The sequence below is a fragment of the Candidatus Omnitrophota bacterium genome (assembly GCA_028707125.1).
Taxonomy (GTDB): Bacteria; Omnitrophota; Gorgyraeia; order Gygaellales; family JAQTUX01; genus JAQTUX01.
The window spans coordinates 309,137-335,955 of sequence record JAQTUX010000002.1; the positions used below are offsets into that span (position 1 = coordinate 309,137).

At 51.2% G+C, this 26,819-nt stretch carries 25 protein-coding genes and 3 tRNA genes; 2 read left to right on the forward strand and 26 right to left on the reverse strand.

All coding sequences use genetic code 11. The features are described 5' to 3' along the window. The 11 genes from PHR44_07905 to PHR44_07955 form a co-directional block, all read right to left on the reverse strand. Positions 1-261 (reverse strand): HPr family phosphocarrier protein, encoded by a 261-nt coding sequence (locus PHR44_07905; GenBank protein ID MDD4910582.1) that lies wholly within the window; start codon positions 259-261, stop codon positions 1-3. Positions 262-269: 8 nt separating this feature from the next. After that, positions 270-1,514: a YvcK family protein gene (locus tag PHR44_07910; GenBank protein MDD4910583.1), complete on the reverse strand. Its 1,245-nt coding sequence runs from the start codon at positions 1,512-1,514 to the stop codon at positions 270-272. Continuing rightward, entirely contained in the window at positions 1,498-1,968 is a 471-nt protein-coding gene (locus tag PHR44_07915; protein ID MDD4910584.1) for a PTS sugar transporter subunit IIA, read from the reverse strand. Before PHR44_07915 ends, PHR44_07910 begins: the two co-directional genes overlap by 17 nt. Before the next feature lie 35 nt (positions 1,969-2,003). Then, a tRNA-Gly gene (locus PHR44_07920) sits at positions 2,004-2,076 on the reverse strand. A gap of 125 nt (positions 2,077-2,201) precedes the next feature. Further along, a tRNA-Leu gene (locus PHR44_07925) sits at positions 2,202-2,283 on the reverse strand. A 10-nt stretch (positions 2,284-2,293) separates the two neighbouring features. Continuing rightward, positions 2,294-2,366, reverse strand: a tRNA-Lys gene (locus PHR44_07930). Positions 2,367-2,381: 15 nt separating this feature from the next. Further along, positions 2,382-2,942, reverse strand: a complete 561-nt coding sequence (gene frr / locus PHR44_07935) for a ribosome recycling factor (protein ID MDD4910585.1) — start codon at positions 2,940-2,942, stop codon at positions 2,382-2,384. Positions 2,943-2,959: 17 nt separating this feature from the next. After that, positions 2,960-3,688: a UMP kinase gene (gene pyrH / locus PHR44_07940; GenBank protein MDD4910586.1), complete on the reverse strand. Its 729-nt coding sequence runs from the start codon at positions 3,686-3,688 to the stop codon at positions 2,960-2,962. Further along, positions 3,685-4,215 carry a translation elongation factor Ts gene (gene tsf / locus PHR44_07945; GenBank protein ID MDD4910587.1) on the reverse strand — a complete coding sequence of 177 codons (531 nt, stop codon included), beginning with the start codon at positions 4,213-4,215 and terminating at the stop codon, positions 3,685-3,687. The genes pyrH and tsf overlap by 4 nt, the downstream gene beginning before the upstream one ends. Then, positions 4,215-5,105: a 30S ribosomal protein S2 gene (gene rpsB / locus PHR44_07950; GenBank protein MDD4910588.1), complete on the reverse strand. Its 891-nt coding sequence runs from the start codon at positions 5,103-5,105 to the stop codon at positions 4,215-4,217. The genes tsf and rpsB overlap by 1 nt, the downstream gene beginning before the upstream one ends. Positions 5,106-5,345: 240 nt before the next feature. Further along, complete coding sequence (locus PHR44_07955) at positions 5,346-7,133, reverse strand: ABC transporter ATP-binding protein (GenBank protein MDD4910589.1); 1,788 nt, start codon at positions 7,131-7,133, stop codon at positions 5,346-5,348. Between the two features lie 61 nt (positions 7,134-7,194). Here PHR44_07955 and PHR44_07960 point away from each other — a divergent pair, with 61 nt between their 5' ends. Next, complete coding sequence (locus tag PHR44_07960; protein MDD4910590.1) at positions 7,195-8,115, forward strand: Gfo/Idh/MocA family oxidoreductase; 921 nt, start codon at positions 7,195-7,197, stop codon at positions 8,113-8,115. Further along, positions 8,108-9,247, forward strand: coding sequence for a lipid-A-disaccharide synthase (gene lpxB, locus PHR44_07965; GenBank protein MDD4910591.1), 1,140 nt, complete (start codon positions 8,108-8,110; stop codon positions 9,245-9,247). The genes PHR44_07960 and lpxB overlap by 8 nt, the downstream gene beginning before the upstream one ends. Here lpxB and PHR44_07970 read toward each other — a convergent pair. From PHR44_07970 to PHR44_08040, 15 genes are all read right to left on the reverse strand, one after another. Then, positions 9,234-10,388, reverse strand: coding sequence for an aminotransferase class I/II-fold pyridoxal phosphate-dependent enzyme (locus PHR44_07970; GenBank protein ID MDD4910592.1), 1,155 nt, complete (start codon positions 10,386-10,388; stop codon positions 9,234-9,236). The two genes, lpxB and PHR44_07970, sit on opposite strands and share 14 nt — an antisense overlap. Further along, complete coding sequence (locus PHR44_07975; GenBank protein MDD4910593.1) at positions 10,389-10,874, reverse strand: Lrp/AsnC family transcriptional regulator; 486 nt, start codon at positions 10,872-10,874, stop codon at positions 10,389-10,391. A 10-nt stretch (positions 10,875-10,884) separates the two neighbouring features. Continuing rightward, complete coding sequence (locus PHR44_07980; GenBank protein ID MDD4910594.1) at positions 10,885-11,619, reverse strand: NAD+ synthase; 735 nt, start codon at positions 11,617-11,619, stop codon at positions 10,885-10,887. Then, entirely contained in the window at positions 11,619-12,008 is a 390-nt protein-coding gene (locus tag PHR44_07985) for a response regulator (GenBank protein MDD4910595.1), read from the reverse strand. Before PHR44_07985 ends, PHR44_07980 begins: the two co-directional genes overlap by 1 nt. 31 nt (positions 12,009-12,039) lie before the next feature. Continuing rightward, the gene (locus PHR44_07990; protein MDD4910596.1) at positions 12,040-12,729 is read right to left on the reverse strand and encodes a GAF and ANTAR domain-containing protein; all 690 of its coding nucleotides are present in this window, start codon (positions 12,727-12,729) and stop codon (positions 12,040-12,042) included. Between the two features lie 31 nt (positions 12,730-12,760). Further along, the gene (locus PHR44_07995; GenBank protein ID MDD4910597.1) at positions 12,761-13,432 is read right to left on the reverse strand and encodes a hypothetical protein; all 672 of its coding nucleotides are present in this window, start codon (positions 13,430-13,432) and stop codon (positions 12,761-12,763) included. A gap of 78 nt (positions 13,433-13,510) precedes the next feature. After that, the gene (gene mnmG / locus PHR44_08000) at positions 13,511-15,412 is read right to left on the reverse strand and encodes a tRNA uridine-5-carboxymethylaminomethyl(34) synthesis enzyme MnmG (GenBank protein MDD4910598.1); all 1,902 of its coding nucleotides are present in this window, start codon (positions 15,410-15,412) and stop codon (positions 13,511-13,513) included. A 143-nt stretch (positions 15,413-15,555) separates the two neighbouring features. Continuing rightward, positions 15,556-16,839, reverse strand: coding sequence for an alkaline phosphatase family protein (locus tag PHR44_08005; protein MDD4910599.1), 1,284 nt, complete (start codon positions 16,837-16,839; stop codon positions 15,556-15,558). A gap of 1 nt (position 16,840) precedes the next feature. After that, complete coding sequence (locus PHR44_08010) at positions 16,841-19,138, reverse strand: vitamin B12-dependent ribonucleotide reductase (protein MDD4910600.1); 2,298 nt, start codon at positions 19,136-19,138, stop codon at positions 16,841-16,843. Positions 19,139-19,254: 116 nt separating this feature from the next. Next, entirely contained in the window at positions 19,255-20,262 is a 1,008-nt protein-coding gene (locus PHR44_08015; protein ID MDD4910601.1) for a LacI family DNA-binding transcriptional regulator, read from the reverse strand. A gap of 13 nt (positions 20,263-20,275) precedes the next feature. Continuing rightward, positions 20,276-21,454, reverse strand: coding sequence for a hypothetical protein (locus tag PHR44_08020; protein MDD4910602.1), 1,179 nt, complete (start codon positions 21,452-21,454; stop codon positions 20,276-20,278). Positions 21,455-21,464: 10 nt separating this feature from the next. After that, on the reverse strand, positions 21,465-22,679 hold the full coding sequence (locus tag PHR44_08025) for an ROK family protein (GenBank protein MDD4910603.1): 1,215 nt from the start codon (positions 22,677-22,679) through the stop codon (positions 21,465-21,467). 128 nt (positions 22,680-22,807) lie between these two features. Then, the gene (locus PHR44_08030; GenBank protein MDD4910604.1) at positions 22,808-24,376 is read right to left on the reverse strand and encodes a hypothetical protein; all 1,569 of its coding nucleotides are present in this window, start codon (positions 24,374-24,376) and stop codon (positions 22,808-22,810) included. After that, positions 24,346-25,611 carry a glycoside hydrolase family 2 TIM barrel-domain containing protein gene (locus PHR44_08035; protein ID MDD4910605.1) on the reverse strand — a complete coding sequence of 422 codons (1,266 nt, stop codon included), beginning with the start codon at positions 25,609-25,611 and terminating at the stop codon, positions 24,346-24,348. The genes PHR44_08030 and PHR44_08035 overlap by 31 nt, the downstream gene beginning before the upstream one ends. Then, on the reverse strand, positions 25,604-26,803 hold the full coding sequence (locus tag PHR44_08040) for a hypothetical protein (protein ID MDD4910606.1): 1,200 nt from the start codon (positions 26,801-26,803) through the stop codon (positions 25,604-25,606). The genes PHR44_08035 and PHR44_08040 overlap by 8 nt, the downstream gene beginning before the upstream one ends. Positions 26,804-26,819 lie beyond the last annotated feature (16 nt).

The following is a 26,819-nucleotide window of genomic DNA, read 5'->3' on the forward strand; positions in this document are numbered from 1 at the left end:
TCATTCATCCTGTGTAAGCAGCCTTTCCAATTCTTCCAACGCTTTATCCGCGTCTTCTCCTTCAACGGTGACCTCAAGACGGCTGCCCTTCTCCGCCGCGAGCATAAGTATGCCCATAATGGACTTACCGTTTACCTCCTCGCCGCCCTTCTTGACCTTTATACTGGAGTCGTATTTATTAGCCGCCTGCACAAACAGGGCGGCCGGCCGCGCGTGCAGGCCTTGCTTGTTCTTAATAACTATCCTCCTGGATAACTTCATAGCGATAACTAACCTTCTTCCGCCACAAGATTTATTACCACCCTGCCCAATTTCTCCGGGTCATGGCGCACATAATCAAGGGCGCTGACAAAATTTCCCTCGATCACGCCGCAGCCTAACGACTTTACGCGGTTGGCGTCCACGGTTATAGGGTAGGAGTTCTCCATTTTATATTTCTCCAGCAGCGCCTCAGGTATCCTGGACTTATTCACTACGCAATAGTCTATGATCTTCGGGTGGCTGTGGTCTATAAGCGTCTTAACGTGGTCGTAACAGCTGAAATTATCGGTCTCTCCGGGCTGGGTCATAACATTGCATATGTAAACCTTAAGCGCCGGTGAAACCAGAAGCGCGTCAACTATATCCTTTATAAGAAGATTAGGTATAATGCTTGTGTATAAACTGCCCGGCCCCAGCACTATCGCGTCTGCCTCGGATATCGCCTTAAGCGCCTCGGGCGCGGCAGTAGAGGTGTCCGGTTTTAAATATACTCTTTTTATCGCGACGCCTTTTTTCGGTATCTCTGCTTCGCCTTCCGTAATGGCCCCATTCTTATGCTCCGCCACAAGCACAACCTTATTCAAGGTAGAGGGCACAACCTTGCCCCTTATGGCAAGCACGCGGCTGGATTCCTTAACTGCCTTGTCAAAATCGCCGGTAAGCTGCGTCATGACCGTGATGAACAGATTGCCGAAACTGTGGCCGGCGAACTCGCTGTCGGCATTAAACCGGAACTGGAACAGGTCCTGCATCAGCGCCGGAGCGTCTGCCAGCGCCACAAGACAGTTGCGTATGTCCCCCGGGGGCAGTATATCAAACTGCTCCCTGAGCCGGCCGGAAGAACCGCCGTCATCGGCAACGGTCACGATAGCCGTGATATTGGAGGTGAACTCCTTAAGCCCCCTGAGGATCACCGACAAACCGCTGCCGCCGCCTATTACCACGATGCGCGGGCCGCGTTGCAGCAATCTCGTGCGGAACATTATGTCCAGAAGTTCCTTATCGCTCTGGGGAAGAAATAATGTTATGAAAGAACGCAGCATCTTTTTTATGCCAAAGTACAAAAAGATGAGCCCGCAGGTGACCAGCGCCGCGTCTATGAACTTATATACGTATTCTATCTCCGACAGGAACTTGGCAGAGCCGAAGACGATAAGAGAGACGCCGAAGATGGTCAGCACTATCCATCTTTTCACCCTCATGCCGGGGTAGAGCCATTTAAAAGGCCTGATTATATCAAATCTTCTTTTCATCACCCTGCGAAATGGCCTGTATTACTGACTTGGCATCCTTGCAGTTTTTCAGAGTATCCCTGAAGTATTTATCCTTGAGCAGGCGCGATATCTTGGCGAGCGCCTTTAAATGGGGGCCCGCGGAATCCTGCGGCGCAAGAAGCAGAAAGAATATGTACGCCGGCTCCCCGTCCAGAGAATCAAAATCAACGCCGCCGCGCGAAATACCGAATGCCGCGACCAGCTTACCGACGCAGTCCGCCTTGGCGTGCGGTATGCCTATGCCCTGGCCTATGGCCGTTGAACCCAGCGCCTCCCGCGCCATAAGCAGTTCTATTATCTTGCCGCGGTTCTTCTTGTCAATGTCGCCGCTATTCACGAGCAGCTCTACGAGCTCCTTGATCACATCCTCTTTCTTTGCGCTTTTGATCTCACAGCTGATGGCATCCTTGGAGAGAAAATCCATGACCTTCATACAGTAGCCTCCTCTTGTGTATTTTTTTATCTAAGAGCGGGAGACGGGGTTCGAACCCGCGGCAACGACGTTGGCAACGTCGCACTCTACCAACTGAGTTACTCCCGCAGTAAAGCAGAACTAAGAATTAAGAGCTAAGAACTAAGATGACATCTATGAACCCATCCAAAACAAACAACAAAAAAATTCCCTTTTGCCCCTTAATTTTTTCTTAGTTCTTAATTCTGCCTTTATGGGCGGAAGAGGATTTGAACCTCCAAGGGTTGCCCCAATAGCTCCTAAGGCTATCGCGTATCCCAATTCCGCCATCCGCCCCGCATTCTAATGAGCCACGGAGGACTCGAACCTCCCACAGCCATCTTAAAAGGATGGTGCTCTGCCGGATGAGCTAGTGGCCCAGATTATTCAAAGAACTAAAACTCCATCAACTCTTTTTCTTTACCGGCCAGGATCTCGTCTATCTTTTTAATATGCTTATCGGTCAGCTTCTGGACCTCTTCCTGCGCCTTGAACCTGTCGTCCTCCGAGATCACCTTGTCCTGTTCGGTCTTCTTTATCGACTCGTTAATATCGCGCCTGATAGTGCGCAAAGATACCCTGCCTTCCTCGGCCATCTTTTTGACTACCTTTGCCAATTCCTCCCTTCTTTCCTTGGAAAGCTGCGGCAGTGGAAGCCGCACAACCTTGCCGTCGTTAACCGGCGTGACGCCTATGCTCGATTTGAGCACGGTCTTCTCTATTTCCGGTATGGAAGACGCGTCCCAGGGCTGTATTACGATAAGGTGGGCGTCCGGAGCGGATATCGACGCCATCTGCTTCAACAATGTGGGCGTGCCGTAATAATCCACGAACAGCCCCTCAACCAGTCCGGGGTGCGCCCTGCCCGTGCGGATCTCGGAAAATGACCTGGTGACTGAATCAACCGCTTTCCTCATTTTTTCTTCGGCGCCCGACAAAATATCTCTGGTATTCATATCCTGCATAGCCTCCGTTATTTTACGATCGTCCCTATTCGTTCCCCGAAGATCACACGCCTGATGTTGCCCTCTTTGTTGAGATTAAAGACGACTATCGGCAGTTTATTATCCATGCAAAGGCTCACGGCAGTGGCATCCATGACCTTAAGCCCCCTCTTAAGCACATCAATATATTTCAGGGAAGAGAACTTTCTGGCATTCCTGGCCTTCATCGGGTCGGCGGAATAGACCCCGTCCACCTTGGTCGCTTTTAAGATAGCGTCCGCGTTTATCTCCATAGCGCGAAGCGCTGCCGCGGTGTCGGTGGTAAAATAAGGGTTGCCTGTGCCGGCGACAAAAATGACTATCCTTGCCTTTTCCAGATGCCGAACAGCGCGCCTGCGTATATACGGCTCGGCGATCTGGTGCATCTCTATGGCGGTCATAAGCCGGGTGGGCATATTCAATTTCTCCAAGACGTCCTGAAGCGCCAGCCCGTTTATGACCGTGGCCAGCATCCCCATGTAATCCGCCACAGACCTGTCCATGTCCAGGCCCTGCCTCCCGGTATTTTCCTGGCCCCTGAAGATATTCCCCGCGCCCAAAACCACGGCCACCTCAACCCCCAGATCCTTTATGTCTTTCAGCTGCCTGCCGATGGAATTAAGCACTCTTTCGTCAATGCCGTGCTGGCCCTTTCCCTGCAGGGCCTCACCGCTTAACTTAAGCACCACTCTCTTATAAAGCGGCCTGTGCTTGATCATGCCCGCTCCCCCAACTTATAACGCGCGAATCTCTTTACTACTATGTTCTCTCCCAGCTTGCCTATAACAGAGCCAAGGTAATCCTTAATGATAACGGAGCCGTCCTTCACGAACGGCTGTTCCATCAGGCAGTGCGCCTTGAAGAATTCATCTTTCTTATCAACATCGGCCAGCGCCTCCTTTGGCACGTCTTCCTTCTTTATATATAAAGGCGCCGCGGCCGCTATCTGTATGGTAATGTCCTTCACAAAGTGCCGAAAGTCTTCGTTTCTTGCCACGAAATCCGTCTCGCAGTTGACCTCAAGCAAAACGCCTGTCTTGTGGTCATGATGCACGTAGGAGGCGATAAGGCCCTGTTTGGCCGACCTGTCGGCTTTTTTCGCCGCCATCTCCAGCCCCCTCTTACGCAATATCTGCTCCGCCTTTTTTATGTCTCCTTCGGCCTCTTCCAGCGCGCGGCGGCAGTCGGCCACGCCCGCGGATGTCTTCTCCCTGAGTTGTTTGATTAAATCCAAGCTGATATTCATTATTTCTTACCCTTCCTTTCCCTGGCCTTCTCTTCATCTTCCTGCGCCCTTAACTTCTTCGCGATCTTTTCCTTCTTTTTTTCCTCTTCGAGCAGCGCCTCCGCGTCTATTTCCAACTCGGGCTTTTCAACCGCGGGCTCCGTTGGCTCCGCCGGGGCCTCGCTTCCCTTCTCCATGCGCACGCCCTCCTGCGACAGATAAGAAAGGAACTTCTTGCGGCCTTCGGCAACGCTGTCGGCTACCAAAGAGGTGATTATGCTGATCGACTTCATAGCGTCGTCGTTGCCCGGTATGGGATAATCCACCAGTTCAGGGTCGGAGTTTGTGTCTATTAAAGCTACGATGGGTATACCCAGCTTCCTCGCCTCTTTCACCGCCGTCTCTTCTTTCTTCGTGTCTATCATAAATATCGCTGCCGGCATCTTTTCCATTTTAATTATCCCGGAAAAATTCTTCTTTAACTTCTCGAGCTCTTTGGTCAGCTGCGACACCTCCTTCTTGGAAAGCATATCAAAGGTGCCGTCTTCCCTCATTTTCTCCAGCTCGTTAAGTCTGCCGATACTCCTTCTTACGGTGGCAAAATTGGTAAGCAGCCCGCCAAGCCATCTGTTGACCACATAAAACACCCCGCAGCGCTCGGCCTCTTTTCTAACTATCTCCTGCGCTTGATGTTTTGTGCCGACAAAAAGGAGCCCTTCGCCTTTGGCAGCCAGGTCCATCAGGAAATCCCTCGCGGCATTAAGGCAATCCACCGTTTTTTCCAGGTCGATTATATATATGCCGCTTCTCTGGCCAAAGATGAACTTCTTCATCTTGGGGTTCCACCTCTTCTTCTGATGGCCGAAATGAACCCCTGCTTCTAACAGTTTTTTAAGTAATTCGTCTGACAAAACGCCTCCCTCCTTCAAAGAATCTGCTTTACTAACGCTTCTTCCTTGATTTTAGTTTATTTGACTATATTTTATAAATTATACCAAAAAAAACCTAATATGCAAGATTTTTCCCTGAATTTTGCCATTAAGCGGGGATTATCCTCCTTCGCTCATCAAATTGCTAACGATGGTAGAGCTTCGGAGGATTAATCCGCCGAAGCCCTACCATCATTTACCCATTGATGTGGCGTAGGCGGATTATCCTATTTCCTGGAGGGAATATAATTGCTTGTATAGGCCGTTTTGACCCAGCAGTTCTTCGTGGCTGCCCTGCTCAACTATTCTGCCCGCGTCAAGCACGATGATCCTGTCCGCGCTCCTCACGGTTGAAAGCCGATGGGCGATAATAAAAACCGTCCTGCCGGCAATAAGCGTATCCAGCGCCTCCTGCACTATCCTTTCGGACGTGCTGTCCAGCTGAGAAGTGGCCTCATCCAGAATAAGTATGGGCGGGTCCTTAAGCAACGCCCTTGCTATGCATAAACGCTGTTTTTCGCCTCCTGATAACTTAGCCCCCCTGTCTCCGATAAGCGTATCATACGCGTCGGGAAGCGACTCTATGAACTCATGGGCATGCGCCTTCTTTGCCGCCTCCATGATCTGAGCGTCTTTCGCGTCCTTCCTGCCGTAGGCAATGTTCTCCCTTATCGTATCGTTAAAAAGTATTGTTTCCTGGGTAACAATGCCCATCTGCCCCCTGAGAGACCTCAAGGATACGCCGCGTATATCCACGCCATCAATAAGAATACGGCCGCGGCCGGGGTCGTAGAACCTCGGCAATAGATCGACGAGGGTGGACTTGCCTACGCCGCTTTTGCCTACTATCGCGAGCACCTCTCCCTTCTTGATCTCTATGTTGATATCCTCAAGCACCGGCTGTGAGCCGTAGCTGAAATTGACCCCTTCATACACTATCTTATGCTTGATGACTGCCAGCAAGGGCGCTTGCGGCCCTTCCGCGACTGTGGAAACAGTATCCAGCACATCGTAAACCCTGCTTGAAGCCACCAGCGCCTGCTGGTTTAACGTGCTGACCTGGCTCAACTTTTTAAGCGGCCTGATCAGAGAGAAAAGCGAACCCAGGAATAAGCCGAACACGCCGAAAGAGATCTTCCCGGAAATCACATCTTTGCCGACCCATGCCAGGATAAATACGCCGAATATTACGCCGATCAATTCCGTCGCCGGGCTCAACAAGAGCGTGCGCTTGATGGACTTCATTGACAGCTTATAATAACCCTGATTCTGGCTTCTAAACTTCTCTATTTCATGGTCTTCCATGCAAAATGCCTTCACTATCCGCGCGCCGCTTATCGTCTCAACTAAAAGCGAGTTTATATCCGCCATCTTGTCCTGGGAGCGCCGGGAGATCTTACGCAGCACCTTGCCGACCTTAATGATGGGCAGCGCGACCATGGGAAGAAGCAAAAGCGATACTAAAGCCAGTTTCCAGTGTATATAGAATATGGTGAAGGAAAAAACAACCACCAGAAACGACTGATACACCAGGTCCGTCGTGCCGTAGGAAAGGGCGTTCTCCACCAGCTTCACGTCATTGGTGATCCTGGAAATGAGCTCGCCTGTGCGCTTCTTGATAAAATACTCCAGCGATAAGCCCTGGATCTTCTCGTAAAGGCGGTTACGGATATCGCGCACGCACAACTGCCCTATATCGGACATATAATAGGAATATAAGAAATTAAACAGGCCCTTTAGTAAAAATAAAACGGGCATGATCAGGATGATGATCCTCAGCAACTCCATCTGGGACATAGAGTTAATAAGCGAGATCAGCTTCTCCATGCCGGAAGGCAGCCCCACAGGGAAAACGATCTTGCCGTTATTGAAGACCTTGTCCACTACGGGCACAAACATGGCGATAGAAACCCAGTCAAATAAGCTGGAAATCGCCATAAACAATACGGCTAAGCCGAGAGTCCCTTTATGCGGCCTGAGAAAACGCAAAAACCTCATATAATCTTTCATGGCTGCTTGATTATATCAGATATGTTGACTTTCCACAAGGTATTTGTTATGATGATGAATTATGCCTGACAAAATTAACATAGCCGTGATAGGGGCCGGCCGGCTGGGCAGGCTGCACCTGCGGAAATATAAAGAAATTGGAAACGTCGGCCTGGCAGGGGTATGCGACGTTGACGGGCAAAAGGCCGACTCCGCCGCCTGCGAGTTCTTAACGCGGGCATTTCACAACTACAGAGAAATACCCCAAACCGTGGACGCGGTAAGCGTAGCCACCCCTACCTCAACGCACTACGAGGTTGCCGAATATTTCCTTAAACGCGGGGTACACTGCCTTGTGGAAAAACCTATCACGCTGACCCTCAAAGAAGCGGACGCGCTGGTCAAGATCGCCAGGAACAATAAGGCCATACTCCAGGTGGGCCACGTGGAAAGGTTTAATTCCGCCTTTGCCGCGGTCAAGGATATGATCAAAGAGCCCAAATTTATAGAGGCGCACCGGCTTTCTCCCTTCCCCAACCGCTCCCTGGACGTAGGCGTAACGCTGGACCTTATGATACACGATATAGATATCATTTTAGGGTTGATAAACTCCCCCATAAAGAGGATAGACGCCGTAGGCGTTAAAGTGCTGAGCGAATATGAAGACATTGCCAACGCGCGTATCAGTTTTAAGAACGGCTGCGTAGCCAACCTTACGGCCAGCAGGGTATCGGAGGAATGGATGAGAAAGATCCGCATCTTTCTGCCGCAGGCCTACATCTCCCTTGATTACAAAGCGGCGGAGGCGACCCTCTACACGAAAAAAGGCGGCTCCATATCCAAACAAGACCTGCCCATTGAAAAGGAAGAACCCCTGAAGAAAGAATTGGAGTCATTTGTCCACTGCGTCGCTCATAAATGCCAGCCCCTGATATCCGGGAAGGAAGGCCGGCAGGCGCTGGCTGTGGCGTTGAAGATCCAGAAGAAGATACGCGATGGCTGACAAAAAGATAATGATAGTTGCCGGCGAGGCATCCGGCGATATGCATGCCGCGCACCTGATAAAGGCGCTCAGGGAACTTGAGCCGTCGGCGCAATTCTCCGGCCTGGGCGGAGAACGCATGGAACAGGCGGGGGCGCGCGTCTATTACGACCTCACCAGGATCGCGGTGGTAGGATTCCAGGAAGTATTAAGAAACCTGGGGAAATTCCGAGGCGCGTTCAAGCTGTTCCTCAAAGAAGCCCGGGCGATCCGGCCTGACTGCGTTGTGCTGGTTGACTATCCGGGGTTTAACCTCGCGCTGGCGAAACAACTCAAGCGGTTAAAGATAAGGACCGTCTATTACATTTCCCCGCAGGTCTGGGCCTGGCACAGGGGACGGGTAAAGGCGATACGCAAATTCGTAGATAAAATGCTGGTGGTATTCCGGTTTGAAAAGGAATTCTACGAAGAAGAAGGCATTGAGGCGGAATACGTGGGCCACCCCCTGCTTGACATAGTCAGGCCGTCCATGAATAAAGAAGAGGCGTTCACCCGTCTCTGCCTTTCCTTTAAAAGAATAACCGTGGCGCTCCTGCCCGGCTCAAGGCAGCAGGAGGTAAAGAAACTGCTGCCTGTCATGCTGGAGGCGGCAAAGTTAATAAATAAAACAATACCTCCCACGCAGTTCGTGATACTAAGATCCGAGGCGGTAGCAAAAGAAATATTTGAGGGGGCTATCTCCAGATCCGGCTTACGGGTAAGCCTGCTTGAGGGCAATACATACGACGGAATAAATATAGCCGATTTCTGTATCGTTGCCTCGGGAACGGCGACCCTGGAAGTAGCTATAATGGAAAGGCCGATGGTAGTGGTTTACAAGACCTCCCTGCTTACCTCATTTATCGCCAGGTGCCTGGTCAGGATACCGGATATCGCGCTGGTAAACGTGGTCGCCGGAGGGCGCATCGTGCCCGAACTGATACAGTCAGACGCGACAGCGCAAAAGATCGCCAAAGAATCGGTGGGCATCCTTTCCGACCCGGAAAGGATCATATCTATCAGGCGCCAGCTGCAGGAAATAAAAGAAATGCTCAAACCCTACGGCGCGGCGCAAAGAGCGGCAAAGATTATCGTTGATTTCATACACCCCTGAGAAATTCCCCTATCCTGCGCAGCGCCTCTTTCAGGTCCTGAAAACTTGAGGCGTATGACATGCGTATATAACCGTCAAATTCCCGTCCAAAGGCAGTGCCCGGCACAACGGCGACCTTTTTTTTCTTTAAAAGCCCCTGCGCGAACTCCAGGGACTTAAGCCCTGTTTTCTTAAGCGAAACAAACACATAAAACGCCCCCTGCGGCTCCACGTATTCAAGGCCTGATCTACCGAGCTCGGCCAACACAAACTCCCTGCGCCTTTTGTATTCGCGCTTCATCTCTTCCACCGATTTTCTGCCGGAATGCAGCGCCTCGCAGGCAGCCATCTGTCCGGTTATAGGGACGCACATGATCGTATACTGGTGGATCTTGGTCATAGCCGCGATAATATCTTTGGGGCCGCAGGCAAAACCCACGCGCCAGCCGGTCATGGCGTATGATTTGGAAAATCCGTTAAGGTAGAGGGTATTATTCCTCGCTCCGCTCAACGTGGCAAAAGGCGTATGCTCAAAATCATAGGTAAGGTCGGCGTATATCTCATCGCTGATACATAAGACATCGTGCTTAAGCAGGACTTTATTCAACCGGCCCAGTTCCTTTCTGGTATAGGATATGCCCGTGGGATTAGCGGGATAATTAAATATGATCGCCTTTGTCTTTCTGTCTATGCTCTTCTCCAGATTCTCAGGCGTAAGCTTGAAGCCGTCGCCTTCGGTATCTATATATATAGGTATGCCGCCTGCCAGCTCCGCCATAGGGCCGTAAGAAACGTAACTCGGCTGCGGCACCAGGATCTTATCCCCGGGGTTGATAATGGCGCGCAGGCACAGGTCCATCGCCTCGCTTACCCCCACCGTAATAAGTATTTCATCATCGGCAGAATAAACTACGCCGTAATTGTTCTTCAGGTAACGGCTTATCTCCAGCCGCAGCTTATAAAGCCCCTTGTTGGAGGTATATGAGGTAAACCCCTGCTCCAGCGAATAAATGCCCGCCTCGCGTATCTGCCAGGGCGTGACGAAATCCGGCTCGCCTACGCCCAGTGATATAACGTCCTCCATGCCCAGCACAAGGTCGAAGAACACCCTTATGCCTGAAGGAGCGAGTTGCGCGACTTTCTTAGATACAATATTTTTCATTTAATATGATATCGCTATCCTCTTATTCTCCTGCCTTTGCTTCAACACGACCCCGTCTTCCTTGTATTTCTTTAACAGGAAATGCGTGACCGTGCCGCGCACGTTCTCAAGGCAGGAAAGCTTCTCAGCGACAAAATTGGACACAGTATTGATATTCCTGCCTTCCACAACCACCAGAAGGTCGTAGGTGCCGGAGATCAGATAACAGCTTGTAACCTCCGGAAAAGAATATATGCGCTCCGCGATCTTATCAAAACCCGCGTCCTTCTGAGGGGTAATATTGACCTCTATCAAAACCCTGACATTGGAATCATCGTCATTGATAAGGTCTTTATTAATAACCGTCTTGTACTTTAATATTATGCCCGACTTTTCGTATTTCCCGATCTTTGCCTTTACTTCTGCCGGCTTTTTCTTCAGCATCCTGGCTATATCCTCGGGCGTGGTGCGCGCGTCCTTCTCCAAAACCTCCAGTATCTCGTCCATCAAACCCTCCTCACTTTATATGGAAGATCTCAGGCATGCGCCTCTTGTGCCCTGATCTCCTGATAGCGCCTTTAACCTTCGCCGCCTTGCCTTTGGAAACGGGCGGCCTCTTTTTATTTTCTAAACATTCTAAGATGCCGTCTAACTCCCTGTAGGTTATGCCCATCTCGCCTTCATCTGTCTGCCCCAGCCACAGGCCCGCGCTGGGAGGTTTATAAATGATATGGCGGGGGATGCCCAATTCCTCCGCCAGCGTCCTTACCTCCGACTTAAGCAGGTCTCCCAGGGGCAGTATATCCACTCCGCCGTCTCCGTATTTGGTAAAATAACCCATCATAATTTCGGATTTGTTGCCTGTGCCGCACACTAAATAATTGTATTTATTGGCAAAATAATAGAGCGTGATCATGCGCAGCCGCGGCTTCAGGTTATGCGCGGCCATACTGCCTCCGGCAGGCAGGATCCTCACCAATCTGTCAAATATCTCCGATAGATCCACGGTCCTGGTCTTTATGCCGATTTTCTTTGCCGCGATCCTGGCGTCCCTGAAGTCGGCGATATTGCTGTGGCAGGGCATGATCAAACCCAGGGTGTTATTCCTGCCTGCCGCCTCCTTCACCAGGGCAGCCGCTACCGAAGAATCCACTCCGCCTGAGAGCCCTATAACCACTCCCCGCGCGCCTGACTGCCTTAGCTGCCCCTTGATCCAACTGATCATCCTGCGCTTAACGCCGCTTTTCTTCATTATTGCGAATCCTTCAAGGCCATCAGCGAGATCTTATGCAGGACCACCTTTTCCAGAAAATCAAGGGTGAACGGCTTGTTTATATAATCATCCGCGCCCAATTCCTTTGCCCTCCTGATATTCTCTTCATCCTGTAGTCCGGTAAGCATCAGGATGCGGGTCCGCGGGCTTTCCTCTTTGATCTCTTTCAATACATCCATCCCCGAAGAGCTCCCCAGCTTGATGTCCAGAAGGACAACCGCGGGAGAAAAGCTGCGGAATATGTCCAACGCCGCGTCCTTATCCTGCGCGGCCAATACCTCATAGCCCCTCTTTTCCAGGAAGGACCTGGTTATATCGCAAATGTCCTGCTCGTCATCCACAATGAGAATCTTGGTCTTCTGCCGCATTATCTTGCCTCCTGGCTCCACTGTGTGGTCGCTATTTTATCTCCGCGCTCAGTATTACTGCCTCGGCGATCTGCCGCATTGATTTCCTGCTGTCCATTGAATGCCGCTGCATTACTTTGTATGCCTCTTCCTCCGACAGCCCCTTCTGCTTCATTAATATCCCTTTTGCCCTTTCAATAAGCTTGCGGCTCTCAAGCTCCTCCTGAATGACCTTGGTCTTTACCATCAGCTCGGTATTTTCAATGACCAGAGCCGCCTGGTTTGCCACCGTGGTCAATATCTCGATCTCGCTCTCTGTAAATTTATGCGGCTTTGAAGTATACAGGTTGAGCGCGCCTATGGCCTTATTCTTGACCATCATCGGGACGCACAAAAGCGACACCAGGCCGTCTTTCCCGGCGATATCTTTAAACTTGTAGTCCTTGTCTTCAAGGACATTATAGACCGTGCGCGGCTTCTTGCTCAGGACAACCTTGCCTGCCACGCCTTCGCCGATCCTGAGCGGCCCCTTTTTGTTGTATCCTTCCGAAATTGACTGGGACGCCCTTATGGCCAGCACCTTCTGCTTTTCATCTATCAACATAAGCGAACAGACGTTTGAGCCCATCGCCTGGGCGGTGACAGTGACGATCAGCTTCAAGATATCCTCTAAATAAAGGTCGGAGGTGATCGCCTTGCCTATCTTATAAAGCGCCTCTATTTTATCCTTTGTCTGAGCCATAGCAATATTGTAATCGGAAAATCGGGTATAGTCAATATCTTCCCTTGCAGGCCTTCACACACACCCCGCAGATATACTGGCCGACCAGGCCGCTGTTTTGAAACTCCTTCAGTTTTTCAAAACAAGCGGTGTGATCAAAATCTTCCCGTCTTTGCTTTATGGCCCCTCGGGGGCAGGCCTGTATGCAGGCGCGGCAGTCCCCGCAGCCATCCGCGGCCGGGCTGTCCGACTTAAGCGGCATATCGGTAAGAATGGTAACGATCCTGAACCGGCTGCCCAACTGCCTGTTTACCAGAAGGTTATTCCTGCCGATCCAGCCCAGGCCCGCGAGGTAACCGATCTTTTTATGAGAAAGATGCGCGCTCTGTTTTACCCAATCCAGGATCTGAGAAGCGGGTATGGGTAACGCGGAAAAACCCCTGCCGGATATCAAACCTGACAGCCTCAATGCAATCTGGTCAAGCATCATATTGACAGCGCGGTAATGATGAAAATAAAGTTTGGTGGGGTGGTCTTCTATTTCATCCAGTATCGGCCCTGACAGCGCGGCCCCCAGGCACACAGCCCTGTCTAATTTCTCTAAGACAGCGGCGGCGATAGTAAATTCATTCTTTACCCCGGATATATCCGCCACGCCGAACAGCCGCGCCCCAAGCTCCATCGCCTTCTCTTTGAGCAGATTGTAATTATTCGTAGTATCCATATCACTCAACAAACGTAGAGCGTAGAGCGCAAAGCGTAAAACTAAAACTTAAAGTTTAAAGTTTTTTGTTCTGTAGTTTTAAGCTTTACACTTTAGTTTTGCGCTTTTCGTTTTACGCTTTTCGCTATCTTTCAAACCAATCTTCTTAATCCACACCATCAACACCGCGACCGCCGCGGGCGTGACCCCGGGTATACGCAGCGCCTGCCCCAGAGACAGCGGCCTTACCCTGCCCAATTTATCCCTGATCTCGCGTGAAAGGCCGTTGAGCCCGTTATAATCCATGCCCGCCGGGACCTTTATCTTTTCCAGGTGGCGGAAGCGTTCAACCTCCGCCTTTTGCCTCTCGATGAACCCGGAGTATTTCATTTCCGTTTCAATTAAAAATGCCGCCCTTTCATCGAGGCGCAAGCCCCGGCAATCCAGCTCCCGTAATCTGCGCAGGTCTATCTGCGGGCGCTTCAGCAATTCCGCGAGCGTAACCTCTTTTCTCAAGGCCGGGCTGCCGAATGAGTTAAGCTTTGAGTTAACCTCCCGCGTCGGCTTTATCCTGCTTGACATTAGCGCCTCTGTGCCTTCCTTTACCGCCTTTATTTTATCCCGGGTCTCTCTGTATTCCTCCCTGCTTACAAGGCCGAGCCCAAACCCCATCTCTCTTAACCTTATATCGGCGTTGTCCTCTCTCAACAGGAGCCGGTATTCTACCCGCGAGGTAAACATGCGGTAGGGCTCATCAGTGCCTTTTGTGGTAAGGTCGTCTATTAAAACGCCTATGTAGGCCCGCGACCTTTCCAATACAAAAGGGCCTTTGCCCTTTACCGTTAAGGCGGCGTTTATCCCGGCGATCAGGCCCTGGGCAGCCGCCTCTTCGTAACCGGTCGTCCCGTTTATCTGGCCGGCGAGATAGAGATTTTTTACGCGCTTTGTCTCTAAACTTGGCAGATTTTCCCTGGGGTCCACGACGTCGTGTTCTATGCCGTATCCGAAATCTATGATCCCGGCATGTTCCAGCCCTTCTATGGAATGGACCATTTCAACCTGCGCCTCTTCAGGTAAACTTGTGGATATGCCGTTAGGGTAGATCCGGTTATCCTCTCTGCCTTCCGGCTCAAGGAAAACCTGGTGCCTCACCCTGTCGGGGAATTTCACTACTTTATCTTCAATGGACGGGCAATAACGCACACCCGTTGCCTTTATCAGGCCTGTATAAAGAGGCGAATACTTCAGGTTGTCGCGGATGATCTTGTGCGTGCGTTCGTTTGTATATGTTATATAACAAGGCGCCTGTTTTAATTTAAGCCCCTTATTGGTAAAAGAGAACGGCCTGGGGTCGGCATCGCCTTCCTGGATCTTGAGACGGGAAAAATCTATCGTCGCCTTATCAAGCCGGGCGCAGGTGCCTGTTTTAAAACGCATGATCCCAAACCCCAGGGACCTCAATGACTCGGATAATCCCATGGCCGCCTCTTCATCCTGCCTGCCTCCGGGAAAATTCCTCAAGCCTATATGGATCTTGCCTCCGGAGAATGTTCCGGGCGCGATAACAACCGTTTTTGAGAATATCTCTTCATCTTTAGTCCTGACGCCGTTTACGCTGCTGCCTTTGACCAGCAGGGATATGACCTCCGCCTGTTTAAGGCAGATGTTGCTTTGTTTTCCCAGGGCCTTTCTCATATATTCTTTATACCGAAAGCGGTCTATCTGGGCCCGGCTTGACCAGACAGCAGGCCCCTTTGACGCGTTTAAGATCCTGAACTGCAGTCCGCAGGCATCTGCCGCCTTTGCCATCTCCCCGCCCAGGGCGTCTATCTCCTTTACCAGCTGGCCCTTGCCTACACCGCCGATCGCGGGATTGCAGGACATATGGCCGATCTGCTCCAATCTCAAGGTAACCAGCAGGGTATTACAACCCATCCTTGATGCAGCTAATGCAGATTCAATACCTGCGTGCCCGGCGCCGATGACTATGACATCATACATATTATTTGTCGTCAATTACCAATTAGCCAATTCCCAAATCCCAATAAATGACCAATTAGTCAATTCCCAATTGGACCTTGGGTAATTGAGCATTTATTTGGCATTGGTAATTGGTCATTGGAAATTTATTCGGATTTATTATATTACTCTTTGGCCAGCTTTACAAGGAGGGGCATGATCTCAACACCCTTGAGCTCTCCGATGCTGCCTTCTCTGGCTGCCTTCTCCGAGAAGCTCATTGAGCCGTCGGCCTTTATAGGGCCGCCCGCGGTTAAAAGCGGCACGGGGTCAGAGGAATGCGCTTTAAGTTTACAGGGCGTGGAATGATCAGCGGTCACCGCGATTATGGAATTCTTAAAATCGATATTTTTAAGCAGTTCACTGAAGAAGAACTTATCTATCTCTTCAATGGATTGTTTTTTAAGCTCGTATTTTCCGTCGTGCGCCGGCTCATCCGGGCCTTTGATATGGATATACAGGGCGTCGTGGGCCTCTATGGCATTATGCGCTATCTTTGCCCAGGCAGCGTAATCCACATCGCTGTGGCCTGTCCTCTTGGGGACATCCACTATCTTGATGCCTGTGAGAAGGGCGATGCCTTTCTCAACCGGCATCTCCACAAATGAACCCACGTTTAAGTTATAAAACGAACCTATAGGGGGAAACTCCGGAAGATGGTCTCCCGCGTCGCGGCTCAAGATAACATTACCCGGCATCTTGCCTTCCGAAACCCGCCTCTTATTCACCGCCGAATCATTAAGCGCCTTGATAGATAATCTGGTAAACTCATTTAAAAGCCGCGCTGCCGTCTGCGCCTCTTTTGAATCCTCGTATCCGGGCATGGGCGAGGACTCCTGAACCTTGTTCTCAAATTTCTCCTTGGCAACGCCAAACACCCCTTCCCTGTCATACGCCGGGTCTGTATTGGTTAGCCAGCCGGATAATTTAGAACGCATTCCCCTTATGACCAAGACACCCCTATGGCCTATGGTGTTCTTAAATTCAAACACGCCTTCAGAAAGCGTGACTTTGGAATTTATCTCTCTGGAAAGCGACGACGCCTCCTCGGTAGTAAGGTTCCTGCCCACCCTTCTGTCTTTTATATTTACGCCGTCGTCATCCACCGTGGCAAAGTTCACCCTGAATGCCACGTCTCCCGGGTTGACCGCGACGCCCTCCGCGAAACATTCAAGCGGCCCCCTTCCCGTATAGTATTTGTGCGCGTCATACCCCAGCAGGCTTATGACCGCGATATCCGATTCCGGCGCGATGCCCTTGCCTACCGTATACACAATGCCGGTTCTGCCCATCTGGGCCAGCCTGTCCATATTAGGGGTAAAGGCCGCCTCAAGCGGTGTCTTGTCGCCGAGTTCCTTGATCGGCAAATCGCCTAAGCCATCCAATACTATGTAGAATATCTTTCGCATATCAACACTTTGTGAATCCGCAGGAAGGACACTTCACGCACCCTTCCTCATGCATAAGCGCGCCTCCACAATCAGGGCAAACGCCCACTATGGTCGCGACGCGCTTTTGCGCCTGTTGCTCCTCAAACACAGACAGATTGTTGCTAAGGCCGTCGTCTTTTTCTTCTTTGATCTGACCATTGACCAGCCGGCGCTCGATCACCCTCGCCATCGCGTCCGCGCAGGAAAATATGCGCACGCCCTTCTCCCAGGAAGGCGAAGGGCAGCGTATGTTCCTTAGCTGCTCTATAATGGACTTGACCTCTATGCCTGAGCGGAACGCCAGTGATACCAACCTGCCTATCGCCTCAAGCTGGGACGCGGCGCAGCCGCCGGCCTTGCCCATATGAGTAAAAAGCTCAAACGGCTTACCCTGTTCGTCGGAGTTAATGGTTATGTAAAAATTACCGCAGCCGGTAGGGACCTTCGTGGTCGTGCCCTGAGTGACCTCCGGCCTGGGGCGGGGAGATATGTCATACCTCTCCTTGGACGCGGAGGCGGGCTGCGCTTTATCCTCGTCTTTCTTTCTGGCTATATTCAATACCTGCTCATCCCTGCTTCCGTCGCGATAAATGGTCACGCCTTTGCACCCCAATTTATAGGCAAGCAGATATACCCCTGCCACATCCTTCTCGGCCGCCCTGTTGGGGAAGTTAACCGTCTTTGAAGTGGCGTTGTCCACGTATTTCTGGAACGCGGCCTGCATCCTTATGTGGAATTCCGGAGAGATATCGTGCGCGGTGACAAACAGCCGCCTCACGTCTTCCGGCACTTCATTTATATGTTTCACTGAGCCGGACTCCGCCACCTTCTCCATCAGTTGGCGGGAATAAAACCCGCGCTCCTTGGCGGTCTCTTCAAACAAAGGATCGACCTCAACAAGCTTATCATTATCCATAACGTTGCGGTAGTAACTTACCGCGAATAACGGCTCGATACCGGAAGAACAGGGCCCGGCTATAATGCTTATCGTGCCCGTCGGGGCGATAGTGGTCAGGGTGGCGTTGCGCTGCCTGTTAGCCGCCCCGCCTTTTGCGTAAAGCGCGCTGCCTATAAACGCCGCGAATGCCCCCCGTTCTTCGGCCAGCATCGCCGACTCGGCCCTTGACTCGTTGGCGATAAAAGCCATCACGGTCTCGGCAAGCTGCAATGCCTCCTCGGAATCATAAGGTATACCTAATCGTATCAATAATGTGGCCCATCCCATGACACCCAGCCCTATCTTCCTCGTCAGTTTCGTATTCTCTTCTATCTGGGGCAGGGGGAATTTATTGATGTCTATGACATTATCAAGAAAATGCACTGCCCCGCGCACAGTTACGCGCAGCCTCTCCCAGTCAACCTCGCATCTGCCGCTTAAAGAATCCTTCTTATATAATCTGGCCAGGTTGATGGATCCCAGATTGCAGGACTCATAGGGCAAAAGCGGCTGCTCTCCGCATGGGTTGGTGCTTTCAATGCTGCCTATGTTTGGGGTAGGGTTGTCTTTGTTGATATTGTCTATGAAAACGATCCCGGGCTCGCCGTTCTTATGCGCCTGCTTTACGATCAGGTCAAATACCTTTTTTGTGTTAAGGCGCCCTGCCGTCTGTTTTGTGCGCGGCTCTATAAGGTCGTAGTCCTCGCCGTTTTCAAGCTTCTTCATGAAATCGTCTGTAAGCGCGACCGAAATATTAAAATTTGTGATGTCTTTATCGCTCTCCTTGCAGGCGATAAACTCAAGGATGTCCGGATGGTCAACCCTTAATATGCCCATATTCGCCCCGCGCCGGGACCCCCCCTGCTTGACTGCCTGGGTCGCGGCATCGTATACCTTAAGGAACGATACGGGGCCGGAGGCGATGCCTCCGGTGGACCTCACCACGCTGTTTTTAGAGCGCAGTTTGGAAAAGGAAAACCCCGTGCCGCCGCCGGATTTATGTATTAAACTTGCCGCTTTCAACGTCTCAAAAATTGACTCCATTGAATCCTCAATAGGAAGCACAAAGCAGGCGGAAAGCTGGCCCATATCCTTGCCGGCATTCATCAGGGTCGGCGAGTTAGGCATAAATTCCAAAGCGGACATCGCGGAATAAAACTCTTCCTCTGTCCTCAAGATCTCTTCCGGCGGCCTGCCGTATAGAACGTCTGCCGAGGCAACGGCGCGCGCCACCCGCCGGAACATCTCTTCAGGGGTCTCAACACACCTGCCCGAAGGATCCTTAACAAGGTATCTTCTGTTCAAAACTTTGAGCGAGTTCTCCGAAAGCTCAAGCGGCATATCTTGTTCTCCTTATTTTTTGGGAGTTATCTAATGGTGATGAACCACAGTATAACGGCCGGATGGCCTCCTGTCAAGGGAAAATATACTATATGTTGTGTTCTATTTTAATTATACTACGATATCTGGCGGCAGGAATCCCTTACCACCAACTCCACCGGCAGCCGCACCTTTTTCACCCTGGCAGCGCCTTCGCTGATGTATTTCCTGAGTTCCTTCACCGCCTCCTGCGCCATAGCGGCAAACGGCTGCCTTACCGTAGTGAGGGCGACCTTGCCGTAGAGCCCGGAAGGATCATCGTCAAATCCGATAATTGAAATATCTTTCGGCACATCCAGCTTTCTTTCGTATATAACGTTTATCGCCTCAAGCGCCATAGAGTCAGAGGCGACGAATACCGCCGTAGGGGGATGGCCCAGATCAAGCAGCGCCTCCATCGCGGTGCGCGCCGCGCCGCGCGAATAGTCCGCCTTGATAACGTAACCCTCATTGTATGCTATATTGCCACCCTCAAGCGCCCGCCTGTACCCCTTAAGGCGCTCTGAGGCCGCCTGGGTTATCAGGTCGCCGGTAATATGCGCTATTTTCTTATGCCCCAGATCTATAAGGTATTTTACCGCCGTATACGCGCCTTTCTCATTGTCTATGGCAATGCAGCTTACGGCAAGGTCCTGCACAAAATTATTTATTACGACCGCCGGGATATTCTCTTTCAGCGCCGATTCAAGCTGGCCCCTGTTCTTGATCACATCGGCGAATATCACCCCTGCCACTGAACCGGTGCTTAGAAAAGAGCCTGAACCGGTAATGTGCAGCAGCAGGTCAAACTTCATCACGTCGCACATCGTGCCCACGCCCTTTATTATCTCCAGGGCATAATAAGAATAAAATATCCCTTCATAATGCGGGATAACCAGGCCTATGGCGTTGGCCTCTCCGCGCGCCAATGCCCTGGCAGCCGCGGAAGGCATAAACTTAAGGTCTTTTATCGCCTCTTCGATCCGCGCCTTGCTTGCCTTGCTTACCGGCCCGCTTTTATTAAGCACCCGTGAAACCGTGGTGATAGACACCCCACAGGCGCGCGCCACATCTTTAATTGAGATCTTCTTTTTGGAGGGACCCATATGATACGAAGGGCTATCTTACAATGTCGCCTGCTTTTATCTCCCTGGTTGACTGCAGTATATCTGCCGCCGAAATTGACTTGCGCGTCTGTATGACCCTTGCCGTGCCTACGCGCTCGCCGTTCTGATAAACCTCAAAATCCATTCCGATGCCGACCCCCGCGTCTTCTCCGATGTCAATGACTACAAAATTATGCTCCACATCAACGGCGGCGATCCTGCCCACCATCTCTTTGCCGGACACCTGTATGCCGGCGGCATCGGGAGCGTGCACTACAATGGGCGAGAGCTCAACCGCCTTCTCGTCGGTCTTAGCCGCTTCGCTGCCGGCCGGACCGCCTTTGATCCTGGAAAGCTTCTCGTCTGAGGCCTGCAGCGCGGTCCGCTTTTCCATGGCTACGGTCTCAACATCCTCAACCTTATCCTTCAATACCGCTTTTTCTTCCTCAATATTTACTATCTTTTCCTGCAGCTTCAATTTCGCGTCAACCGCCAGTTTAAGCTGCCTTCTCAAAACCCCGTTTTCCTTCCTTATTTCATTGACCTGCGCTGTTATGGCCTGCTTATCGTTCTTCTCCCTGACCAGCTCCGAACTCAACGAATCAAGTAATTTCTCATTGTAGTCGTAACGCCGCTGGAGGTCTGAATTCTTATGCTGAAGGTTCGTCAATTCCAGCTCAAGCTCGGTCTTCTCCTTTGTAAGCTCTTCTATGTGCAGCCGCAGTTTTTTATATTCGTCCTTGACATTGCCGAGATCAAACTCCAGGGCCGCCTTATCTTTAAGCACGCTTCCCCAATATTGATCGCTTACTGAAGACGGCGCTTCGGAAGAGCCCATACCCGCGGAACGCGAAGAAACAGGCGCCTTCGGCTTCTCCTTCAATCTCCGGACCAGCTCATCCCGCTCCCTGGCTACAATGTCATATTTAGACCTGAACTCGCCCTTCTCCCGCTCCGCGCTGTCCAATTCCTTCTGTATAGCGTTAACGCGCTCCTGAAGGCTGTCTTTTTGCTTCTTTATGATTTCGGCATTTTGCCGCAGCTTGCCCTCCTTAAGCCCCCAGGCCTCCCTCTCTTCCTGATATTCCCTCAACACTGCCTGCTTTTCATTATTGAGCTTGGCTGCGAATAAAATAGAAATGAGCGTTAGTATGCCTAATATGACTATTATGATTTTTGACTTCTGGTCCATCGACCCCCCCTTACTGTGCGAATACCCTGCGCACAATTAAACTTGCCGCGCCAACCGCAACGGCATTCTCCGCCAGGTCAGAATAAACTATCTTCAAATCGGCCGTCATTTCTTTAAAAGCCCATTCATTTACCGCGAAACGCAGCTTGGTCAGAAATAACTCTCCGGCCTCCTCAAAACCGCCCCCTATTATAACCATATCGGGATTAAGCAGATTGACCAGGAAGGCGGTCTTTATCCCCAGGCGTATTGCCCCCTGCTCTATGAGTTCGCAGGCGAGCGCGTCCTTTGCCTTCGCCGCCTGGAACACGCTCCTCAAGGAAAGATTATTTATATCGCCCTGGCAGAATTCAACCAGCCGGCTCTCCCTCTCCTGGACCATCTTCCTTGCCTCTTCAACTATGCCCAGATCCGCTTCCCAACGCTCGATCAGGCAGGACTCAGCGAAAACGCAGGGAGATTTTTTAGCGGCAGATGGATTGTGCACGGATATCTCGCCGGCAAAACCGCCTGAGCCGGTATAAATGTCGCCTTTTATCATTATGCCGCAGCCCACGCCGGAAAACATGAACATGGCATTTTTACAGCTGAGGTCCTTTCTCGCCCACTGCTCCGCGAAACAGGCGCAGGTAGAATCATTCTCCACGAAAACCGGAAGGTCAAACTCTTTCTCCAGGGCGTCCCTTAAATTGATGTTCAGGCCCACGTAGTTATAACCGCCGCCGTTGCGCTGCGGCCAATGCACGGAACCGCTTTTTTTATCTACGAGTCCGGCGATGCCTATGCCCAGCCCCTTTATTTTATCCGCGTAACTTTTTGCCTTAAGTAAAAGTTCCCTGATCAAATTTATGCTGCAGTCGGCTGCCGCCTGGGCGGAGAGCGGCACTTCCTCCGTTTTCGCCCTCGCGACAATATTGCCCTTCAGATCCACAAGCACGGCAACGCTGTTAAAAAGATTGATACCCACTCCCACGGCATACGCGGCATCGGGATTCAGGTCCAGGAGCACCGGGCGCCTGCCGCCCTCGGATACATCCAGCGTTTTTTCAAAGACCAGTCTTTCTTTTAAAAAAGAATCTATATAATTTGAGACCGTAACTACATTCAGCCCTATATGTTGAGATATCTCCGGGCGCGACAAAGGGCCCATCCGCCTCAATGTTTCCAATATAGAGATATTACGCCGTTCTCTTTCGGATAGGACCTCGCTATCTAAAGTTTGCAAATTCCCGGCACCCCGTCCCTCTTATGCCGCGGCTGAAAATCATAAGAAGGGCCTTAAAAAATATTGTAAAAATAACACCTTCAATAGTTTATCACACTATTTTCAGTTTTGTCTATATTTTTTTTATTTTATTGCACGTCGATTATCGCGATCGCCCTGCTGGCTGCTCCCGATGGGTTCACGGCAACTATATTCACGACCTTTGTGCCTGCCTGGCCGTAAGTTACGCTGAATTCGGGAGAATCGGAAAGCGGTTTTTCACCGGGTATCTGGCCTGACCATAGATAACCGGTCTTCTGAGGGAAACATCCGGCGGAGGAAATAAAGGCGGGGACGGAAAAATCTACCTCTTTATTTTTCGGTATGGGGATCGGGGAGGCCTTCAGGTCCAATATCGGTATCGCGGCCTGCCCGGTTTCCTGCCTTAAACAGGCATCAAGGAACGTCTTCAGGTTATGTTCTATGGAGGAACCGTTATTGATCTCTGAGATCCTCAGGCCGGCCTCATCTTTAATGTCCGAAGACATCTCTTCATCCATTGACAATATCTTCCCATAATGATCAAGCGCGCATTTGTGATCATTATTCCATTGGCATATAAGCCCCAGATGATAAAGCGAAAGCGGATAGTACGCGCCGGCGGCAGGCCTCGCGATTATGCCGCTAAGAAGCTCTCGGCCGCGGCCCTGGTTACCGACCACGTAAAGGTTTATGATCCCAAGCTTGAACTCCGCCTCATCCAGATGCCTGCCTTTGGGAAAATTATAGAGCAGTTTCTCAAACTCTACCGCCGCCGGGACAAGGAGCCCGGCGTGCTGTAGATTCTTCGCTCTGAGATACAACAGATCTTCGCCGGGGCTGCCCGCGCTGATCTCATTGAGCATCGCGAAGACCTTCTCTGAATACTCCACGTCAAAATTCTCCCCTTCGCAGGAAAACCTTTCAACTATCCCGGATAACTCTCCGGCCGCGTCCTCTTTTTGCTGCGGCCTTATCCTCTCTATAAATGAATCAAACAATGCCTGCGCCAGTTCCACGCTGCCTTCCTCAAGCGCCTGCAGCGCCTTCTCTTTTATCTCATCAGGGGACTTGACGGTTGAGTCCACCTTCCGGGCATACAGGGCATAGACCGATCTCGCGGAGGCATCCGCCCCTTCCTGTTTAAGCCGGTCCGCCATACCTCTAATGCTTTCAATATCTTTTGTCTGCTGAGAATAATGCTTTAACGCGGAGAATAATTCTTCAAGTATTGTGTTGTCTTCGGCGCCCCCTTCGCGTTTCAGGAATTTCCACTTAAGAAATAAGGCTTCGGGCAGAAGGATATCGGACCTGGAAATATGCTCGATGGCGAATTGGAGGTTCTCCGTAAATTCTTTCCTGAAGTCATCGCCCTTGTTAAAATATTCGTCCCACATCTTATTTGTCTCCAGAAAGCCGAACTGCGTAAAGCGCGTCAGGGCGATAAAATACGCTACGGCCGCCTTCTCGGATTCCTTTGCCTCAGGCAGCATGCTTTTCAAAAAATCCACAAACTCATTATACTGGTTGAGCCCGAAATACACCCCCCTCAACTCATCTATGCCGTCCAGGAGCTGCGCCCGTCCGGCATCAGCGGTAAAGCCGCGTTGAGACAGGCAGAGAAACAGCGCCAGCGCCGAGGCCAGAACTATCTTTTTCTTTCTTTTTCCGTTATCCATTCCTGATCCGGGTCTTGGAAGAACTTCTTCAGCACGTAATAACTCTTTCTGGGCACGCGCTTATTCAACCCCGAGTCTGATTCTTCGGATAGAGCGACTATCCCGAACCACTCCTCATTCATATTCATACCGCCGGGGACTTCAATGTCAAAATAGTATTCGCCCTTAGACCAGTTTGAGCCGGTATCGTGCGCCGGCCACCCCTGAAGGTCGTATTCGTTATGTTTCCACCATTCGTCATTCCACTCAAACATGACCCCTCCCACGCAGTTGCCCGCGCCCTTGGGGCCTCCAGCCAGATTTTCGTAGATCTGCCTCCACTGTGACTCAAGAAAGAACGCCTGCATGCCTTCGTCTTCCTCTTTAAGCTTGGCGTTATACGCGTCGGCGCCGAACTCGGAAATGATCACCGGCTTGTCAAAGGTAAATTTAAGCGAATCGAACAGATTACCGAATGTCTTGCCCCTGTAGATAACGCAGGCGATAAGGTCAATATCGGGGCAGATCCCGGCGGAGGCAACCTCCAGATACTTGAGCTCTCCGTTGCCGAGGGCGACGGGATGATCAGGGTCAACCTGTTTTATTTCCCTGGCTATCTCGTTAATGAACGAATAATAAATCCTTGCCCGCTCAAGCTGCCTCTGCCATAGATCCGGTATCGCGTCTATTTCAGGCGATGACCAGGGGTTTACCTGGCCGTTGAAGGAATAATTGTTTTCGTTACCCAGGACCCACATAAGTATACCGGGGGTATCCTTATAAGTATTTACCATCTCCAGCACCTGTTTCTTTATGCGTCCCCTGAACTCTGCATCCGCGTATCCCAGGGGATATTCCCAGAACCCCGCCCACGAACCCATTATGGTATATATGCCGTGATCATTATACAGGCCGCTGATAAGCTCTTTTACCACCTCGGCGTGAGGCCCGGGCTGATAAAAGCGCACCGTGTTTATCCCCGCCGCCTTCATCAACTCAGCGTCTTTTTTCCAGGGCTTATTCGGATCGGAGAAAAAGTCATATTCGTGGTTCTTGCCGACAGGAACGGGAGAATAACAGACGCCCCGGACAACAAACGGCGCCCCTGCCGCGATCAACCGGTAGTGCCCCTTGCGGTCCTTGTGTATAAAAACATCGCCTTTTCCCTTACAGCCCGCGAGGGATAGAAACAGGCAGGCTGCAAAGAATAAAATCCCTCCTTGCAGCCTGCCCCTGATCCTTAAACCATCACTCATACTTGATCTCATCCAGATAGAATGTAGCTCCCTCTGGATTCACATCCAGGTTTGTTGACCAGACAAAACCCCCTAATATATAGGAAAGGTCTTTGCCCTTCAGGTCTATGGTATATTGCTTCCATTCCGTGCTGAGCATGACCGGGCCTATGCCGGCGACATCGGAATCGGAATATTCATTACTGACACCGCCTACCTTAAATTCCTCGATCCTCTCGGTGCCCTTCTCGCCGCGCGCCCAGAAGGTAAGCTTTGTGGCGTTGGAAAGGTCAAAGCCGGCGTCAATAGTGCCCCAGTTGTTAGCGGGGTTAAGCCAGTAAACGCCTACCCAACGCTGCCCCTTGGTCGCCTTGTTGCTGTAAACCACCTTTATGCAAGTATCCCCGAGGTAGGGGTTTTCCCTGGAATCGTTGACAAGCATTACGTCTTCGGAGCTGTAATCGCCCATGTAACCCGAAGGCACAAAATGATTATTCAAAGACGACTTATCGGTATAGACATAAAACGGCATAACCTCCTTATTCCTGGTCTGCGGCTTAATGTTGGGGTCAGCGACATATTTTATGTCATCAAGATAAAACACAACTCCGTTGGGAGACAGGTCGGTATTGGCAACCCAGCAAAACCCGCCGGCTATAGAGGTGAGGTCCCTGCCCGCCAGGTTTATGGCGTACTCCTTCCAGGTGTTGGTCAATTCTATGGGGCCTGACTCCACCGTGGCGGAATCAGGATACAGCCCTTTGATCCCGCCGACGACAAACTTCTGGATGATCTCGCCGCCCTTCTCGCCGCGCGCCCAGAAGGTAAGCTGGGTCATGCCGGTCAGGTCAAATCCGCCCTTCTTGGTCCCCCAGTTGTTCGCGGGATTCTGCCAGTAAACGCCTGCCCAACCCTCATTCTCCGGGGCATACGACACCTTTACACAAGTGGTGCCGGAACGCGGGTTATCCATACTGTCTTCCACAAGCTTGACTACGCGGCCTATAACGGAGACCGTCTGGTTATCGCCCATATAACCGGAAGGTATGTAATGGTTATCCGGGGAATTTTTGTCCGCGTAGACATTGAATGTCTTGTAGCTTGCCGCTTCGTCTTTCAGCGCCGCCGCGCCTTCTTCGGCAGCGCGGACTGGATCCGGCGCGGAAACCGAAACCGCGAGAAACATAGACAACGCAACTGCTAAAAACTTCATACTGCACCTCCTTTTT

Bases quoted from the DNA above. Each gene is read 5' to 3' on its own strand.
- PHR44_07905 (MDD4910582.1), bottom strand. From the start codon at position 261: ATGAAGTTATCCAGGAGGATAGTTATTAAGAACAAGCAAGGCCTGCAC.
- PHR44_07910 (MDD4910583.1), bottom strand. From the start codon at position 1,514: ATGAAAAGAAGATTTGATATAATCAGGCCTTTTAAATGGCTCTACCCC.
- PHR44_07915 (MDD4910584.1), bottom strand. From the start codon at position 1,968: ATGAAGGTCATGGATTTTCTCTCCAAGGATGCCATCAGCTGTGAGATC.
- frr (MDD4910585.1), bottom strand. From the start codon at position 2,942: ATGAATACCAGAGATATTTTGTCGGGCGCCGAAGAAAAAATGAGGAAA.
- pyrH (MDD4910586.1), bottom strand. From the start codon at position 3,688: ATGATCAAGCACAGGCCGCTTTATAAGAGAGTGGTGCTTAAGTTAAGC.
- tsf (MDD4910587.1), bottom strand. From the start codon at position 4,215: ATGAATATCAGCTTGGATTTAATCAAACAACTCAGGGAGAAGACATCC.
- PHR44_07955 (MDD4910589.1), bottom strand. From the start codon at position 7,133: ATGAAAGATTATATGAGGTTTTTGCGTTTTCTCAGGCCGCATAAAGGG.
- PHR44_07960 (MDD4910590.1), top strand. From the start codon at position 7,195: ATGCCTGACAAAATTAACATAGCCGTGATAGGGGCCGGCCGGCTGGGC.
- lpxB (MDD4910591.1), top strand. From the start codon at position 8,108: ATGGCTGACAAAAAGATAATGATAGTTGCCGGCGAGGCATCCGGCGAT.
- PHR44_07970 (MDD4910592.1), bottom strand. From the start codon at position 10,388: ATGAAAAATATTGTATCTAAGAAAGTCGCGCAACTCGCTCCTTCAGGC.
- PHR44_07975 (MDD4910593.1), bottom strand. From the start codon at position 10,874: ATGGACGAGATACTGGAGGTTTTGGAGAAGGACGCGCGCACCACGCCC.
- PHR44_07980 (MDD4910594.1), bottom strand. From the start codon at position 11,619: ATGAAGAAAAGCGGCGTTAAGCGCAGGATGATCAGTTGGATCAAGGGG.
- PHR44_07985 (MDD4910595.1), bottom strand. From the start codon at position 12,008: ATGCGGCAGAAGACCAAGATTCTCATTGTGGATGACGAGCAGGACATT.
- PHR44_07990 (MDD4910596.1), bottom strand. From the start codon at position 12,729: ATGGCTCAGACAAAGGATAAAATAGAGGCGCTTTATAAGATAGGCAAG.
- PHR44_07995 (MDD4910597.1), bottom strand. From the start codon at position 13,432: ATGGATACTACGAATAATTACAATCTGCTCAAAGAGAAGGCGATGGAG.
- mnmG (MDD4910598.1), bottom strand. From the start codon at position 15,412: ATGTATGATGTCATAGTCATCGGCGCCGGGCACGCAGGTATTGAATCT.
- PHR44_08005 (MDD4910599.1), bottom strand. From the start codon at position 16,839: ATGCGAAAGATATTCTACATAGTATTGGATGGCTTAGGCGATTTGCCG.
- PHR44_08010 (MDD4910600.1), bottom strand. From the start codon at position 19,138: ATGCCGCTTGAGCTTTCGGAGAACTCGCTCAAAGTTTTGAACAGAAGA.
- PHR44_08015 (MDD4910601.1), bottom strand. From the start codon at position 20,262: ATGGGTCCCTCCAAAAAGAAGATCTCAATTAAAGATGTGGCGCGCGCC.
- PHR44_08020 (MDD4910602.1), bottom strand. From the start codon at position 21,454: ATGGACCAGAAGTCAAAAATCATAATAGTCATATTAGGCATACTAACG.
- PHR44_08030 (MDD4910604.1), bottom strand. From the start codon at position 24,376: ATGGATAACGGAAAAAGAAAGAAAAAGATAGTTCTGGCCTCGGCGCTG.
- PHR44_08035 (MDD4910605.1), bottom strand. From the start codon at position 25,611: ATGAGTGATGGTTTAAGGATCAGGGGCAGGCTGCAAGGAGGGATTTTA.
- PHR44_08040 (MDD4910606.1), bottom strand. From the start codon at position 26,803: ATGAAGTTTTTAGCAGTTGCGTTGTCTATGTTTCTCGCGGTTTCGGTT.